This window comes from Flavobacterium aquiphilum, from assembly GCF_027111335.1.
In the GTDB taxonomy this organism is placed as follows: Bacteria; Bacteroidota; Bacteroidia; order Flavobacteriales; family Flavobacteriaceae; genus Flavobacterium; species Flavobacterium aquiphilum.
Map to the genome: position 1 here is coordinate 1,211,728 of NZ_CP114288.1, position 14,317 is coordinate 1,226,044.

The window sequence follows — 14,317 nt, forward strand, 5'->3', positions numbered from 1 at the left end:
AATGATTATAAACCCGGAATAAAATATGTTTAGTTTTATACAATTACAGGCTGATACCCTTGCCAATGCTGCATCCAATGTTGTTGTCGAGAAAGTGGCAACTACTAACAACGAAATCTCGGTTTTAGGATTTATTCTAAAAGGAGGATTTTTTTTAATACCCATTGCGATACTGTTATTTTACACTTTTTATCTGATTATAGAACGTTATTTGTATATCAGTAAAAAGGCAAAAGTAGATCCTCTTTTGATGCGTGATGTCAAAGACCACTTGACTTCAGGGAATTTCGAATTAGCTCGTTCCATTACCGAGAGAACCAATACCGCATCAGGAAATGTAATCAAAGAAGGAATCACATTGATTGGTCGTCCTATAGCTGAAATAGAGTCGAATATGGACCGCGCCGCCGATATCGAAATTGCCGAAATGGAACAGCATCTTGGACAATTGGGACTTATCGCAGGTATTGCGCCAACACTTGGATTCATCGGAACAATTTCCGGGGTAATCAAGATTTTCTACAGTATCTCTGTAACCGAAAATATCAGTATCGGAAATATTTCGGGAGGTTTGTATGAAAAAATGATTAGTAGTGGTTCAGGATTAATCGTGGGAATCATCGCTTACAGCGCTTATCACTTATTGAACGGAAAAATCGATAATTATGCCCTGAAAGTGCAAAAACAAATCTTGGAATTCGTAAATATTATTCAAAAAGCATAAACCATGTCCATCAAAAGAAAAAGAAGATTTCATGCCGAAGTCGCCACTTCGTCCTTGAGTGACATCATGTTTTTTTTGTTGCTGTTTTTCCTGATTATCTCCACTTTGGCGAACCCAAACGTGATAAAAATGACACTGCCAAAGGCAAAATCCCATGAAAAAACCAACAAGCAATTCATCAGTTTATCGGTAACCGAGGATAAAAAATTCTACATAGACAAACAACCTGTTGCTTTCGAAGAACTTGAAACCGTTTTGATGTCCAAAATAGACACCCAAAAAGACCAGACAGTTGTTGTCCGAATTCCCTACAATCTTCAGGTTCAGGATTTGGTCGATGTATTGCAAATTGGAGTGAAGAACAACCTGAAATTTGTCATTGCTACAAGTCCGAAGTGATTTTAAAATAATTGGGGCGTGCCCCCGTTAAGAAAAAGGCCCTACTCTTCTATGCGATGAGTCGGGCCTTTTTCTTAACGGGGTCGGGCTATCACGAGCGCTTTGGCGCCTTGTTCTATCCCTCATGCGGGATGCTGCAAAGTGAGATATTTGTCTATCCTAACAGGTTTTTTTTTAACCTGTTAGGTATTATTGTTTTTTATCATAGAATGCACCAGATGGAGTGGTTCGGTTGTTTATTTATAATGTTTGTCTATTCCAATTTTTAATTTCTAACTTCTTCTATTCTATGGTAAATTGTGTCGGATTTATTGTCAAAAACTATATAATGGCGCATAGAATTTTTAATACAGGAATATACTTCATAATCTTTTAAATTTTCAAAATTCCAAAATGATTGAGTTTCAGGGTTTCTTTCATCATTTTTCAAATTAGTTAAAAATTCTTTTTTCTTAACTTTATGACAAAGAGAATCTTCGGAAAAATTATTTTCTAAAAGTTTAATTTTATTTACACCTTTCAAAACTCTGCTTTTTTTGCCAACATAAACAAAATATTCAATATAAAATAAATTTTGGTCAGTTTGAATTCCTGAAATTTGTTTTATTGAATTATCATTTTTAAAATCTTTTACAATATTTGTTATTTCAAGAGGTTCATTTTTTATTTGACAAGCAATATTTAGTAAAAAGAAAAACGTCAAGATGTATTTTAAAGATTTTCTCATAATATTTTAGTGAATGCCCATTGGTTATTTATTTACAATTTTTATTAATTCTATTTTTCGATTATGTAGCTTTCAAAAGTTATTTTCTGAAAAAAAACAATTAATTTTCAACGAGGATTTTCTGAAGATTTTTTTACAACTGTCCGCTAACTCGTTTATTTACAAAACAACCGTCCGTATATCTATACAAATTTGACTAAATGTACGAATATTTGCTCTAAATAATTTAGCCGTTATTGGAAAATAAATACGTTTTTCTTTAAAAAACTAAACTCGGTAGGTGAGAGGAATTTTAGATACAAAAATCAGTGGGTAAATAATTGGGACGTAAATACGTAGCGTGATTGCTTCGTTCCTCGCAATGACTTGTGGAGCCTGCTTATTTTTGATGAGAAAAGTTGTTATGAAAAACTGAACCCGTAAAACTGAGCCCCGATGGGAGGGAATATCCTTTTTAAAAAATACCCCTTTCAAAGTCTAAGACACTGAAAGGGGTATTTTTTAAAAAGATAGGAAGGACAGCGGGACTACTCTTGATGAAATACACAAAACTTGTGCTCCTAAATTATCGGATTAATTCAAACTGAAGTTGTAAATAATTCTTCCAACTTGTTTTATCGGGGCATTGCTGTCGGATTCCCATTTGGTGTTCATGGCCGCGATTCGGGCTTGGTCTAAAAGACAGCCTGCTGTATTGGTTGTTCCTTTTACTCCGGGTGTTGCACTTATAGTTTTTCCGTTTTGGTCCACAGTGACTTCAACGACCACTTTGCCGGATTCGTTGCAGGTGTATTTTGGAGCGGGTTTGGAAAGTGCTTTTCGGTTTCCGAGCGAATAGCCTGAACCGCCCGAACCGCCTCCGCTTCCGGGGCCGTAACCACTACCGTTGCCAATTCCTGTTCCCGTACCGTTTCCACCGCCTGTTCCGCCTCCGGAACCTCCTGTGCCGTAATAGCCGGTTGCAGTTAGGCTTCCGTTGGATTTTCCTTTATTTCCCGCGGTTTTGTCGTCGCCATCGCCACCTTTGTTGGAACCTTTTAGAATACTCGCCAAGGCAGCATTGGTGGAGTTGGATACTTTTGGTTTTACCACTTCGGGTTTTGGTTCGGGTTTAACGACAACTTCCTTTTTTTTAGGTTTTTCTTTCTGCGGAATTACGACGCTTTCTTCAGTGGTATTTTCTTGTGATAAAATGGCTTCGTCGGGAGTGCTTTTGGCGGGAACTTGTTTGGCTTGGTTTTGTACATTCAAGACTTCGCTATGTGTGTTTTTTCCGGATCCTAAATCACTGTCGCCAAAATTTATGGTAACTCCGCCGCCGCCGCCGCCAGCAAGTGCTAAATTGTTTTCTGCATTATATGGTGGCCAAAAGCGTAAAAAAAATAACAATAGCAATAAGGATGCGTAAAGGAGTATGGATAGGACTAATGATTTCTTTTGATCGTTGGAAAGTATAGAACTCATCGTGGAAGTTGAATTAAAAGTGTATTTATAAAAACGCCGAAAATTAGTGAAAATTGTCAAGACAAAAAAGAGACAATTGTGTTAATCAAAAAACGTTTTTTTAACCATATAAGTCATATGAGGTTGTTTAAAGGTTTTTTGCTTTGGTTGTTTCAAAAAAAAACATGGATCCAACAGTTTTGATGTTGTTGAATCCGTGCAGTTAAAAAAGAATTGGTTTTGTTATGTCAATTGCTTTAAGGCAATTTCAAAAGCCGTAGCGCTAATGTTTGTTTTGGAGTTGTTCAAATTGTGCGCTTTTTCAATGGCATTTTTGATGGTTTGGGAAGTGTCGTTGAAAATGGCTTCGTCTGTCATTTGAACTTTCTTTTCCATAAAATAGGCAAAAACTCGAGCCATTCCACAATTCGAAATGAAGTCAGGAATAAGGCTTACTTTGTGGTCAACGGCTTCCATAATCGGACCAAAGAAAATTTCTTTATCGGCAAAAGGAACGTTGGCACCACACGAAATTACTTCCAGTCCGTTGGCAATTAGGCTGTCGATTTGGTTTTGCGTAACTAATCTTGATGCGGCACAAGGGGTAAATATTTCGGCACCCACTTTCCATATTTTTTGGTCTAGTTCTTCAAAAGGAATCATGTTTTTGGCAACCAGTTTATTTCCGTCTTTGGTAAGGAACAATGTTTTTATTTCTTCAAAAGAAAAACCTTCTTCGTTGATTAATCCGCCGTCCCGGTCTATAATACCAACGATTTTGGCTCCCATTTCCGAAAGGTAAAAAGCGGCTGCTGATCCTACGTTTCCAAAACCCTGAACAATGGCTTTCTTTCCTTTTACAGAACCACCATAAATATCATAAAAATGACGCACAGCCTCGGCTACACCATAACCGGTAATCATATCGGCAACGGTATATTTTCGGGTTACGTCCGGTGAGAATCTTGGGTTTTCGATAACCTTAATTACTCCTTGACGCAATTGTCCGATTCTGTTGATTTTGTCGGCTTCGGTAGGTTTGAAATGTCCGTTAAAAACACCTTCCTGTGGATGCCAAACACCACATTCTTCAGTCATTGGGATTACTTCGTGGATTTCATCTACGTTTAAATCACCACCCGTTCCGTAATAGCTTTTCAATAAAGGAGAAACGGCTTTGTACCAACGTTGCAAAACGCCTTTTTTTCGCGGATCGTTCGGGTCAAAATTGATTCCAGATTTAGCACCGCCAATGGCAGGTCCAGAAACAGAAAATTTCACTTCCATCGTTTTTGCCAACGACAAAACTTCGTTCATGTCAAGCCCTTTTCTCATTCGGGTTCCACCTCCTGCGGCACCGCCACGAAGAGAATTAATCACTGTCCAGCCTTCGGCTTCGGTTTCGGAATCTTTCCAGTTGAAAATGATCTCAGGAGCTTTGTTTTCAAATTTCTTTAATAAATCCTTCATATTTTTGTGATATGTTTATTTTTGACAAATATATAAAAAGGTTTTATGAGAAAAATGCATAGTGTATGAATTTTTGTTTTGTCCAATAAAAAAATGCTTTTATATCCATGATGAATACAAAAGCATTTTTTGTGTTTAAGTGTTTTTATTGAAACGGGGTTGGAATTTTTAGATTCCTAACAAGCTATTTTTTAATTCTTCATCGACCGGATTGTCGCCTAGCCAAATACCGAAAAATACTTTTTTGAAATCAAATCCGGGAACTTTTCCTTTGAGTTCACCGTTTTTTGTAACCCAAACCGAACTGTCTTTAGAATTGTAGCTTAATTCAAAAACATCACCTCTCTTAATGTCGTCGGCCAAGAAGCCTTTTAACAATTCCATTTTAGGTTTCAAAGCATTGAAATCAGCTCCAGCAGATTTTTCAAACCCTGCATGAATGGCGCGGGTTAATTTGCCTGAAGAAACCAATGCGGAAGTAATCTCAATTCGGATGGACATTTCTTGATTGTCGTTAATGATTTCTTTTGGATTTTGTGACAATTGACTTAGATACAAAGCTTGGATATAAACTTCCATCCACATTTTGGATCTGGATCCTGCACCGTTAAGCTGAAGAGTTTTGTTTTCGAAATTTATTGTTCTTGGGAGAGTGACGCCTTCAAAAACAATTTGTTTTTGTGCATTTGCCTCAGTGAATAAGGCCGAAATTCCTAGTGCGATTACTAATAGTATTTTTTTCATAGTAAGTGGTATTTTTGAAATTTCATGCAAAATTAGTGCTAAATATTCAAAAACAACATGCTAAAACAATGCTATTTTGTCAATTGTGTATATTAAATCGTTGTAGTCCGTGTTTTTTGTCAAAATTGAATTGTTTAGTAAAAAGTCACTTACACGAAAAGGAGTAAAAAATCTTAAATTAATTTTGTTGTTCTCTTATGGTCTTTTTTGAGAACGAATTTAGATGTGTAAAAGTCGGGTTAAAACAAGAGTGTCTTTAGATGTAGAAGAGGAACTCTTATTTTTAAGCATCATAAATTACACCTGAGCTGTGGTCGTATTTTGCACCCGTCACACTCTGAAGCGCATTAATTTCATTGCGCATTTTTAAAACGCCTAATAGAGCAAAAATTAAGGCTTCTTTGAATTCCAGAATTTTTTTAGACGGAATGACAATATTCATTTTGGGTAAATGAAATTGGATCCTTTCGATCAAAAAGGTGTTGTAGGCACCGCCTCCAGTAGTTAGCATGCTTCCGTTTTTCTTTGGCAAAGCCAATGCTATTTGCATGGCGATATGCTCGGTATAAGTGCGTAATTTGTCTTCAATCGATATTGGGTAACTTTCTATCATCGGAAGAAGAACCTCTTTTACAAATTCGAATCCTAATGATTTAGGATGCTTTTTTTGATAAAAATCTAAAGCATTCAGTTCGTTTAGTAAATCAATGTTGCAATTGCCTGTGCTTGAAATTTGGCCTTTGTCGTCATAATCCAGTCCTAATTGATTGGCGTAAAAATTGAGAACCGTGTTTACGGCCGAAATATCAAAAGCGATTCTAGTATTGTTTTCTTCAAAAGACACATTCGAAAAACCGCCAAGATTCATGCAGTAGTCGTATTCCTGAAATAAAATTCGATCTCCGATGGGAACCAATGGCGCTCCTTGTCCTCCCAGTTGAACGTCTTGTACTCTAAAATCGCAAATTACTTTTTGTTGAGTGAGTTTTGCTATTTCGGGTAGATTTCCAATTTGAAGCGTAAAACCGTTTTGGGGTTGGTGCAAAATGGTGTGGCCATGCGAACAAACGGCATCCAAATTTTCAAGTTTGTGTTTTTTTATAAAGTCAGCGATGATGGACGCCAATAATTGAGTATAGTTTTCGTTTAATTCCTTAAGTTGGTTTTCTGAATAATTTACCGCAGTTTTTAAGATGGAAACCCAATTAGAGCTGTAAGAAATGGTTTCGCATTCCAGTATCTCGAATGTCCATTTATCGTTTTTTATTTCAAATTGGATATGAGCCAAATCGACTCCATCTAGCGAAGTTCCTGACATCACTCCGATAACGTTATAGTAATCTTTTTTCATAAGGCAAATTTACGATTCGGAATTGAATATTTCATAATTTAAATATATCTTTGGAAAGATTTTTTAAACAAAAAACAACTTTTATTTTATATTATTATGGATTTCACTCTAACCGAAGAACAATTAATGATACAGCAAGCAGCGAGAGATTTTGCTCAAACTGAATTGTTGGAAGGTGTAATAGAAAGAGATGAGCACTCTAAATTTCCTACGGAACAGGTCAAAAAAATGGGAGAACTTGGCTTTCTGGGAATGATGGTTGATCCCAAATATGGAGGATCAGGTCTTGATAGTGTTTCTTATGTCCTGGCCATGACCGAAATTGCCAAAGTAGATGCTTCGGCAGCCGTTATCATGTCTGTGAACAATTCTTTGGTTTGTGCGGGATTGGAAAAATATTGTAATGAAGAACAAAAGATGAAATATTTGGTTCCGTTAGCCAAAGGAGAGATAATCGGTGCATTTTGTTTGTCTGAACCGGAAGCAGGTTCTGATGCGACTTCGCAAAAAACTACAGCCATTGACAAGGGAGATTATTATTTGTTAAATGGTACCAAAAACTGGATTACCAATGGTGCTTCAGCATCAACGTATATTGTCATTGCCCAAACAGATGTTGAAAAGGGCCATAAAGGAATCAATGCTTTTATTGTTGAAAAAGGATGGGCCGGTTTTGATATTGGACCAAAGGAAAAGAAAATGGGAATTCGCGGTTCTGATACACATTCACTATTGTTTAATGATGTGAAAGTACCAAAGGAAAATAGAATCGGTGCCGATGGTTTTGGTTTTAATTTTGCGATGTCTGTTTTAAACGGAGGACGAATCGGTATTGCTTCGCAAGCGTTGGGAATTGCAACTGGAGCTTATGAATTGGCGTTAAAATATTCTCAGGAAAGAAAAGCTTTTGGGAAAGAAATTTTCAATCATCAGGCGATTGCTTTCAAACTTGCCGATATGGCAACACAAATTGAAGCGGCTAAATTGTTGTGTTTTAACGCCGCTTGTCAAAAAGATGCCGGCATGGATATTTCGCAATCGGGGGCAATGGCTAAGTTATTTGCATCCCAAACTGCGATGGACACAACAATAGAAGCGGTGCAAATTCACGGAGGAAACGGTTATGTTGCCGAGTATCATGTGGAACGTATGATGCGTGATGCCAAAATCACTCAAATTTATGAAGGAACTTCAGAAATCCTGAAAATTGTAATTTCAAGGTCATTGAAATCATAGTAGATTTTTATTAATAAAAGAATACTGGAATCCAAACTTGAGTTGTCAAGTTTGGATTTTTTATTTTAGAATGTGTTTTTTGAATGGGACATTATGTATTTTTACACTAATTAGTAAAGTGTTTATAAATAATCATGTACGACGAATTAAAATATTGGTACCTCAGGCATCATAAATTGTTTTGGACATTAAGTATGTCTCAATTAAAGCAATTATGTATGATAACAGGTTTTAAAAAAGCAAAGAAAGGGGATATTATTTATTTTTCTTCTTCGGATGTGCCTCGTGTTTTTTTGCTTAAAAAAGGCAATATAAAAATTGTTTCTGTTGATGAAGACGGGAATGAAACAATTAAGGATATTATTCAAAAAGGCGATTTATTTGGAGAATTAGAATTGGACAATGACCGCAATTCGAATGAATACGCCAAAGCATTAACCGATGAAATTATTATCTGCAGTTTTTTAATGTCTGATTTTGAAAATTTATTGCTCAAATATCCTAGTTTGGCTTTGTCTTATACCAAGTTTGTGGGATTAAAAATGAAACGCATCAAAAACAATTATGCCAATTTAATTTCGAAAGATGCCAAAACCCGTTTGTATCAGTTCCTGAAAGATTGGGCAGAAAAAGAAGGAAAGCGCATAGATAACAGGGTTGTTATTGAAAATTATCTCACTCAAAATGATATGGCTCAAATTATTTGCACTTCAAGGCAAACAGCCACGCAATTGCTAAATGAAATGGAAGCCAATGGTTTGTTGCATTATAATCGTAAAGAAATTATCATTGACGATATTACTAAATTATAACCCATTGGGTGTAATTTTTTTAACACATAGAAACATAGTTTAATAAGTTTCAAAAAGGCGTTTCCCTCAGAATAAATCACATAAGCTATGTGAAAAAATTCTAATTTTCTTGAAATACCTTTATTTATCAATTAAATTTCTATGTTTCTATGTGTTAAAACATTTTTTTGAATTATACCCAATTGGTTAAATTATAGTTTTCTAACTTTTTTTCTCTCACTATAAATTAACGGGCATATTTTGAAAGAGAAAATTGTCCACCACCTTGCGTTTATTGTCCATTTTATAAATTTTAAAGCTGTCGCATCTTTGTAATGTCAATAATGACAAGCAATTTTAAAAATAAATAAAATGACAACTACAACATTTTCAGTCCCAACAAGATCAGAAGTTTCAGAAAACAATCAGGCAATTTTTGACAATCTACAAAAAGCATTAGGATTTGTTCCAAATTTATATGCTACAATTGCGTATTCAAAAAATGGATTAGAGAAATATTTAGCCTATCAAAATGCTAAAACATCTTTAAATAATAAAGAAAAAGAAGCGGTAAATTTAATCGTAAGTCAAGTTAACAACTGTGTTTATTGTGTAAGCGCTCATACTGTTATTGGGAAAATGAATGGTTTTACAGACGAGCAAATTTTAGACATCAGAAAAGGAAAAGCAACTGATGCAAAATTGAATGCATTGGTAGAGCTTGCTGCAGAAATCACTCAAACAAGAGGGAATGCTAATTCAGATTTAGTTGCTGCTTTTTTTGCTCAAGGTTTTACGAATGAAAATTTAGTTGATTTGATACTTCAAGTTAGTGATAAAACGGCAATGAACTATTTACACAATTTGACAAAAGTGCCAGTTGATTTTCCTTTGGCACCATCCTTATAATTTGTATTTTTTAAAAAAAGTAAAATTAAATTTACCATATAAGGCATATAAGGTTATGTAAGACAGTGCAAACGCATGAGTTATTTTTAACACAAAATGTACAAATTCTTAAAACAACATTATACCAATTTTATCTTTATTTATCAGATTCGTGTAATAATACGAAATTAAAATTTGTGTTAATTTGTGTAATTTGTGGTTTATTTTTTAAACTTATGCGTTTGCCTTGTCAAGCAAGAAGAAAGATTAAAACTTATATGAACTTAAATGCCTTATATGGTTTAAAAAATGTGATCTTATTTTGCATTAGAAGATTTTAAATAAACGTAATTATCATGGAACAAAAACATCCACTTCCTCCATTCAATATGGAAACTGCTTTGCAAAAAGTACAATTAGCCGAAGATGCATGGAATAGTAAAGACCCGGAACGTGTTGCTTTGGCCTACACTGTTGATACAGAATGGCGCAATCGAACCGATTTTATTAATGGACGTGAAGCCGTAAAAGAATTCCTAAAAGGCAAATGGGAAAAGGAACTCGATTATAAGCTGAAAAAAGAATTATGGGGCTTTCGCGAAAATCGAATGGCAGTTCGTTTTGAATATGAATATAGAAATGCTGATGGCCAATGGTTTCGCGCCTACGGAAATGAAAATTGGGAGTTTGATGAAAATGGCTTGATGCGCAAACGTTTTGCCAGTATCAATGACTTGCCAATAGAAGAGAAAGACAGAAAATTTAAATAAGTAATTTGGGAACACGTTTTTATTTTTATAAAAACACTTCTCATAGGTGTAATTCGTAATTGTTAATTCATAATTATTACTTAGTCATGGCTAAAAATTTTGCAGAAATAGCATTTTCGGATGCTGCCAAAGCGTTACAGGAAGAACATGGTAGTCGAAAAGGGTATGAACGATTGGAAAAGTTCAATATCGTTGATGGCTTATCCGAAAATGAAATGGGTTTTATAGCCAATCGGGATAGTTTTTATTTGGCATCTATTGGCGAAAAAAACTATCCTTATATTCAGCATCGTGGCGGACCCAAAGGTTTTGTGAAAATCTTGGATAAAAACACAATTGGTTTCATCGATTTTTCGGGAAACAAACAATACATATCTGTTGGGAATTTTGCAACCAACAATAATGTAGCATTAATTATGGTCGATTATCCGGCAAGAGCGAGATTGAAAATTTTGGCCAAAGCCGAAATAGTGGAACTTAAAGACAATCTCGAATTATTAGCCAAACTCGATTTGGGTGAGTATAAATTTCATCCAGAGCGCATGATGCTTTTTCATATTGATGCTTTTGATTGGAATTGCCCTCAGCACATCACACCACGATTTACCGTAGAAGAAATACAGCGGGCTTTCGAACCAAAGTTTCAACATATTGTACAATTAGAAGAAGAAATAGAAAATCTTAAAAACAAATTAAAAGAAGCTGGTTTAAGCTAAATTTGTTTATAAAAATTATAATATGATAAATCAATCCGGCTTTACTTTAGTCAATCCTCAAAACGGAAATCTTGCTTTCAAACTTTTTTCTTTTGAAAGTAATGCTTGTTTTGATCACATTCAGCGATTGAATTATTATTCATTAATTTGGGTTCAAAAAGGAAATGGCAAAGTAAAAGTTGATTTCTCTGAATATGATTTTACAGAAAATCAATTGTTAGCTTTTGCGCCTTATCAGCCATTTATGCTATCACCAGATGATCTATTTGAAGGGAAAGTGATTCATTTTCATCCTGATTTTTTTTGCATCATGAAACACCATGACGAGGTAGCTTGTAATGGGGTTTTATTCAATAATATTTATGAACCGCCGTATGTAATGGTTGATGAAGTGGCTAGGGCTACATTCAATATGGTTTTGGAACAAATGAAAATTGAAATGCAAAATCCGGCAATGGCACAATATGAGTTGCTGATATCGTATTTAAAAATTTTTCTCATTACAGCTTCTCGATTAAAAAAAGAACAACAAGCTGTTGCAACTTCAGTAGTAGATGAAAAATCGGCACCATTTGTACTTCAGAATTTAAGAAATTTCATTGAGCAGAATTTTAAAACCAAACATTCTGCGAGCGATTATGCCGAATTGCTGAATATTTCTCCAAAAGCTTTAGCTAAAATTACCAAAAATCACTTCAATAAAACGTTGACGAATTTAATTGCAGAACGCATTATTATCGAAGCCAAGCGTGAGTTGTACTTAACAAATAAGGCAGTAAAAGAAATTGCCTATGAACTTGGGTACGAAGATGAGCATTATTTTAGCCGTTTCTTTAAAACTAATGCTGAGGTTTCTCCTCAAACCTACCGTGACACTGTTGGTTTTGCCAGAGCTGTCAATTAATTTTTCGAAATTTTACCTCCAATGTAAACTACCCGACATTTTGCCTTTTTTTACTGTTTTAAATTTGTATTGTAGAAATATTTAAATAAAAGGTTATCATGAAAAGAGTTATAATATTAATGTTGGTTGTCTTTGCATTCTCGGCAACATTTGCTCAAAGTGCAAGAAAAAAAATATCTGAATATAATTTGGAAAATAAAGTAGCCATTCAAGGCTATGATCCCGTGTCTTATTTTAAACAAAATAATGCTGTAAAAGGGAAAAAAGAAATTTCAGCTTCATACGAGGGTATTATTTATCAATTTTCGTCTGTAACAAATAAAGAAATTTTCTCGAAAAATCCTGCTTCTTTCGAACCACAATATGGAGGTTGGTGTGCCTATGCAATGGGAAGCGCCGGAGAGAAAGTCGAAATCAATCCCGAAACATTCAAAATTATTGACGGAAAATTGTATCTGTTTTATAATGCTTTTTTCAATAATACTTTAAAAAGTTGGAATAAGGACGAAAACAGCTTGAAAGCAAAAGCGGATGCTAATTGGAAAAAAAATATAAAATAAGAGATCATGAAAACATCGATTTTAATTTGGATAGTGCGTTTAACGGCAGCAATCATTTTGTTGCAAACGCTTTATTTTAAATTTTCCGGAGCTGAAGAAAGTGTTTATATTTTCTCAACTTTAGGAATGGAACCATACGGAAGAATTGGATCAGGAATTGCAGAATTAATCGCCGCTATTTTAATTCTGATTCCCAGAACAACTTTATTAGGTGCTTTGATGGGAACCGGTGTTATGCTTGGAGCTATTTTTTCGCATCTTTTTGTATTGGGAATCGAAGTGAAAAATGACGGAGGAGAGTTATTTGTTCTGGCAATAATTACTTTTCTTTGTTGTATTGCTTTGATTTATTGGAATAAAAGTAAATTACCTAATCTGTTAAAATTAAAACTGTAGTATGCTAATTTCATCCATAAACAATAGCTTAGATGAGTTAATTGGTTTACTCAATCAATTATCCGAAAAACAATATTCAGAATCTTGTTTTGAATTGAGCGGTTCGAGTATTGGGGAACATACACGGCATATCGTTGAGATGTTTCAATGTTTGAGCCGAAATTATAATTCCGGAATCGTAAATTATGATAAGAGAGATCGAAATAAATTGATTCAAACTGACACTGATTTCGCCATTGAAATGATTTTGGAGATCAAAAATACAGTCTCGAAGGAAAATAAAAATCTGGAATTGCAACAAATTATTGATGGTGAGCCAATTCAAATTCAAAGTAATTATTATAGAGAATTGTTATATAATTTAGAACATTGCATACATCATCAGGCATTGATAAAAGTGGCTGTTCTAAAATGTGAAAGTATTGCTGTTGATGATAATTTTGGTGTCGCTCGTTCTACAATTGAATACAGAAAACAATGTGCACAGTAAGTTTTGTTTGTACCAACGATACAATTATCATCACATCGAATCGAGATGAAAAAATAGTTCGACCGAGTGCGATTCCGCCTAAGAACTATGTTTTGAATGGTAAAAACATTATTTATCCTAAAGATCCAAAGGCAGGAGGAACTTGGTATGTAGTTGATGAAAAGGGTACTGTTTTGGTGTTACTTAATGGAGCGGTTGAAAAGCATCAAGTCAAATTGCCGTATCGAAAAAGCAGAGGTTTGATTGTTCTTGAAATGATTAGTAGTTCGTCGCCAAAGGAGTTTTGGGATGAAATGGATTTAGATAATATCGAGCCTTTTACCTTAGTTTTGTTTCAAGATAAACAACTTTTTCAATTGCGTTGGGACGGAATCGAAAAATCAGTCCTAAATTTGGATATTCATAAAAATCATGTTTGGTCTTCGTCAACCTTATATTCTAAAGAAATTCGAGAACAACGAGCTAAGTGGTTTTATACTTTTTTAGCTAATAATTTAAAAATTACCGAAGATAAAATGCTTCATTTTCATCGTTATACCGAAAATGAAAACAAGGAACATGGTTTGGTTATTAATAGAGACAATGTAATGAAAACCCTTAGCATTACTCAATCTGTTATTGAGAAAAACAAAGTGATGATTCATCATTTGGACCTGATTACCGATAAAGAGTATTCTAAAACATTTATTTCCATTTAATAGCTTTGAC

17 protein-coding genes are annotated in these 14,317 nt (G+C 34.6%); 12 read left to right on the plus strand and 5 right to left on the minus strand.

Annotated elements, in window-relative coordinates; all coding sequences use genetic code 11:
• The first annotated feature begins 25 nt into the window (after positions 1–25).
• The gene (locus OZP12_RS04880) at positions 26–724 is read left to right on the plus strand and encodes a MotA/TolQ/ExbB proton channel family protein (protein ID WP_281227933.1); all 699 of its coding nucleotides are present in this window, start codon (positions 26–28) and stop codon (positions 722–724) included.
• A 3-nt stretch (positions 725–727) separates the two neighbouring features.
• A complete protein-coding gene (locus tag OZP12_RS04885) occupies positions 728–1,123 on the plus strand; it encodes an ExbD/TolR family protein (protein ID WP_281227934.1) in 396 nt (131 codons plus the stop codon).
• 265 nt (positions 1,124–1,388) lie between these two features.
• Here the strand turns inward: OZP12_RS04885 and OZP12_RS04890 are convergent, their stop codons facing one another.
• The 5 genes from OZP12_RS04890 to OZP12_RS04910 all read right to left on the minus strand — a co-directional run bounded on the left by OZP12_RS04890 (position 1,389) and on the right by OZP12_RS04910 (position 6,858).
• On the minus strand, positions 1,389–1,850 hold the full coding sequence (locus OZP12_RS04890; protein ID WP_281227935.1) for a hypothetical protein: 462 nt from the start codon (positions 1,848–1,850) through the stop codon (positions 1,389–1,391).
• 573 nt (positions 1,851–2,423) lie between these two features.
• Positions 2,424–3,314: an energy transducer TonB gene (locus tag OZP12_RS04895; protein WP_281227936.1), complete on the minus strand. Its 891-nt coding sequence runs from the start codon at positions 3,312–3,314 to the stop codon at positions 2,424–2,426.
• Between the two features lie 222 nt (positions 3,315–3,536).
• The gene (locus tag OZP12_RS04900) at positions 3,537–4,763 is read right to left on the minus strand and encodes a Glu/Leu/Phe/Val dehydrogenase dimerization domain-containing protein (RefSeq protein WP_281227937.1); all 1,227 of its coding nucleotides are present in this window, start codon (positions 4,761–4,763) and stop codon (positions 3,537–3,539) included.
• Positions 4,764–4,931: 168 nt separating this feature from the next.
• The gene (locus OZP12_RS04905; protein WP_281227938.1) at positions 4,932–5,507 is read right to left on the minus strand and encodes a chalcone isomerase family protein; all 576 of its coding nucleotides are present in this window, start codon (positions 5,505–5,507) and stop codon (positions 4,932–4,934) included.
• A gap of 283 nt (positions 5,508–5,790) precedes the next feature.
• Complete coding sequence (locus OZP12_RS04910; protein WP_281227939.1) at positions 5,791–6,858, minus strand: anhydro-N-acetylmuramic acid kinase; 1,068 nt, start codon at positions 6,856–6,858, stop codon at positions 5,791–5,793.
• Positions 6,859–6,954: 96 nt separating this feature from the next.
• On the opposite strand from OZP12_RS04910, the gene OZP12_RS04915 reads away from it, so the two are divergent.
• The 10 genes from OZP12_RS04915 to OZP12_RS04960 all read left to right on the plus strand — a co-directional run bounded on the left by OZP12_RS04915 (position 6,955) and on the right by OZP12_RS04960 (position 14,307).
• A complete protein-coding gene (locus OZP12_RS04915) occupies positions 6,955–8,094 on the plus strand; it encodes an acyl-CoA dehydrogenase family protein (protein WP_281227940.1) in 1,140 nt (379 codons plus the stop codon).
• Positions 8,095–8,228: 134 nt separating this feature from the next.
• A complete protein-coding gene (locus OZP12_RS04920) occupies positions 8,229–8,906 on the plus strand; it encodes a Crp/Fnr family transcriptional regulator (RefSeq protein ID WP_281227941.1) in 678 nt (225 codons plus the stop codon).
• A gap of 351 nt (positions 8,907–9,257) precedes the next feature.
• On the plus strand, positions 9,258–9,794 hold the full coding sequence (locus tag OZP12_RS04925) for a carboxymuconolactone decarboxylase family protein (protein ID WP_281227942.1): 537 nt from the start codon (positions 9,258–9,260) through the stop codon (positions 9,792–9,794).
• A 335-nt stretch (positions 9,795–10,129) separates the two neighbouring features.
• Positions 10,130–10,543, plus strand: a complete 414-nt coding sequence (locus tag OZP12_RS04930) for a nuclear transport factor 2 family protein (protein WP_281227943.1) — start codon at positions 10,130–10,132, stop codon at positions 10,541–10,543.
• Between the two features lie 86 nt (positions 10,544–10,629).
• On the plus strand, positions 10,630–11,259 hold the full coding sequence (locus tag OZP12_RS04935; protein ID WP_281227944.1) for a pyridoxamine 5'-phosphate oxidase family protein: 630 nt from the start codon (positions 10,630–10,632) through the stop codon (positions 11,257–11,259).
• A gap of 22 nt (positions 11,260–11,281) precedes the next feature.
• Positions 11,282–12,163 carry a helix-turn-helix domain-containing protein gene (locus OZP12_RS04940; RefSeq protein ID WP_281227945.1) on the plus strand — a complete coding sequence of 294 codons (882 nt, stop codon included), beginning with the start codon at positions 11,282–11,284 and terminating at the stop codon, positions 12,161–12,163.
• 98 nt (positions 12,164–12,261) lie between these two features.
• Positions 12,262–12,723, plus strand: coding sequence for a YHS domain-containing (seleno)protein (locus OZP12_RS04945; RefSeq protein WP_281227946.1), 462 nt, complete (start codon positions 12,262–12,264; stop codon positions 12,721–12,723).
• A 6-nt stretch (positions 12,724–12,729) separates the two neighbouring features.
• Positions 12,730–13,119, plus strand: coding sequence for a DoxX family protein (locus OZP12_RS04950; RefSeq protein ID WP_281227947.1), 390 nt, complete (start codon positions 12,730–12,732; stop codon positions 13,117–13,119).
• A 1-nt stretch (position 13,120) separates the two neighbouring features.
• The gene (locus OZP12_RS04955; protein ID WP_281227948.1) at positions 13,121–13,609 is read left to right on the plus strand and encodes a DinB family protein; all 489 of its coding nucleotides are present in this window, start codon (positions 13,121–13,123) and stop codon (positions 13,607–13,609) included.
• The gene (locus OZP12_RS04960) at positions 13,597–14,307 is read left to right on the plus strand and encodes an NRDE family protein (protein ID WP_281227949.1); all 711 of its coding nucleotides are present in this window, start codon (positions 13,597–13,599) and stop codon (positions 14,305–14,307) included. Before OZP12_RS04955 ends, OZP12_RS04960 begins: the two co-directional genes overlap by 13 nt.
• Positions 14,308–14,317 lie beyond the last annotated feature (10 nt).

Bases quoted from the DNA above. Each gene is read 5' to 3' on its own strand.
- OZP12_RS04880 (WP_281227933.1), top strand. From the start codon at position 26: ATGTTTAGTTTTATACAATTACAGGCTGATACCCTTGCCAATGCTGCA.
- OZP12_RS04885 (WP_281227934.1), top strand. From the start codon at position 728: ATGTCCATCAAAAGAAAAAGAAGATTTCATGCCGAAGTCGCCACTTCG.
- OZP12_RS04890 (WP_281227935.1), bottom strand. From the start codon at position 1,850: ATGAGAAAATCTTTAAAATACATCTTGACGTTTTTCTTTTTACTAAAT.
- OZP12_RS04895 (WP_281227936.1), bottom strand. From the start codon at position 3,314: ATGAGTTCTATACTTTCCAACGATCAAAAGAAATCATTAGTCCTATCC.
- OZP12_RS04900 (WP_281227937.1), bottom strand. From the start codon at position 4,763: ATGAAGGATTTATTAAAGAAATTTGAAAACAAAGCTCCTGAGATCATT.
- OZP12_RS04905 (WP_281227938.1), bottom strand. From the start codon at position 5,507: ATGAAAAAAATACTATTAGTAATCGCACTAGGAATTTCGGCCTTATTC.
- OZP12_RS04910 (WP_281227939.1), bottom strand. From the start codon at position 6,858: ATGAAAAAAGATTACTATAACGTTATCGGAGTGATGTCAGGAACTTCG.
- OZP12_RS04915 (WP_281227940.1), top strand. From the start codon at position 6,955: ATGGATTTCACTCTAACCGAAGAACAATTAATGATACAGCAAGCAGCG.
- OZP12_RS04920 (WP_281227941.1), top strand. From the start codon at position 8,229: ATGTACGACGAATTAAAATATTGGTACCTCAGGCATCATAAATTGTTT.
- OZP12_RS04925 (WP_281227942.1), top strand. From the start codon at position 9,258: ATGACAACTACAACATTTTCAGTCCCAACAAGATCAGAAGTTTCAGAA.
- OZP12_RS04930 (WP_281227943.1), top strand. From the start codon at position 10,130: ATGGAACAAAAACATCCACTTCCTCCATTCAATATGGAAACTGCTTTG.
- OZP12_RS04935 (WP_281227944.1), top strand. From the start codon at position 10,630: ATGGCTAAAAATTTTGCAGAAATAGCATTTTCGGATGCTGCCAAAGCG.
- OZP12_RS04940 (WP_281227945.1), top strand. From the start codon at position 11,282: ATGATAAATCAATCCGGCTTTACTTTAGTCAATCCTCAAAACGGAAAT.
- OZP12_RS04945 (WP_281227946.1), top strand. From the start codon at position 12,262: ATGAAAAGAGTTATAATATTAATGTTGGTTGTCTTTGCATTCTCGGCA.
- OZP12_RS04950 (WP_281227947.1), top strand. From the start codon at position 12,730: ATGAAAACATCGATTTTAATTTGGATAGTGCGTTTAACGGCAGCAATC.
- OZP12_RS04955 (WP_281227948.1), top strand. From the start codon at position 13,121: ATGCTAATTTCATCCATAAACAATAGCTTAGATGAGTTAATTGGTTTA.
- OZP12_RS04960 (WP_281227949.1), top strand. From the start codon at position 13,597: ATGTGCACAGTAAGTTTTGTTTGTACCAACGATACAATTATCATCACA.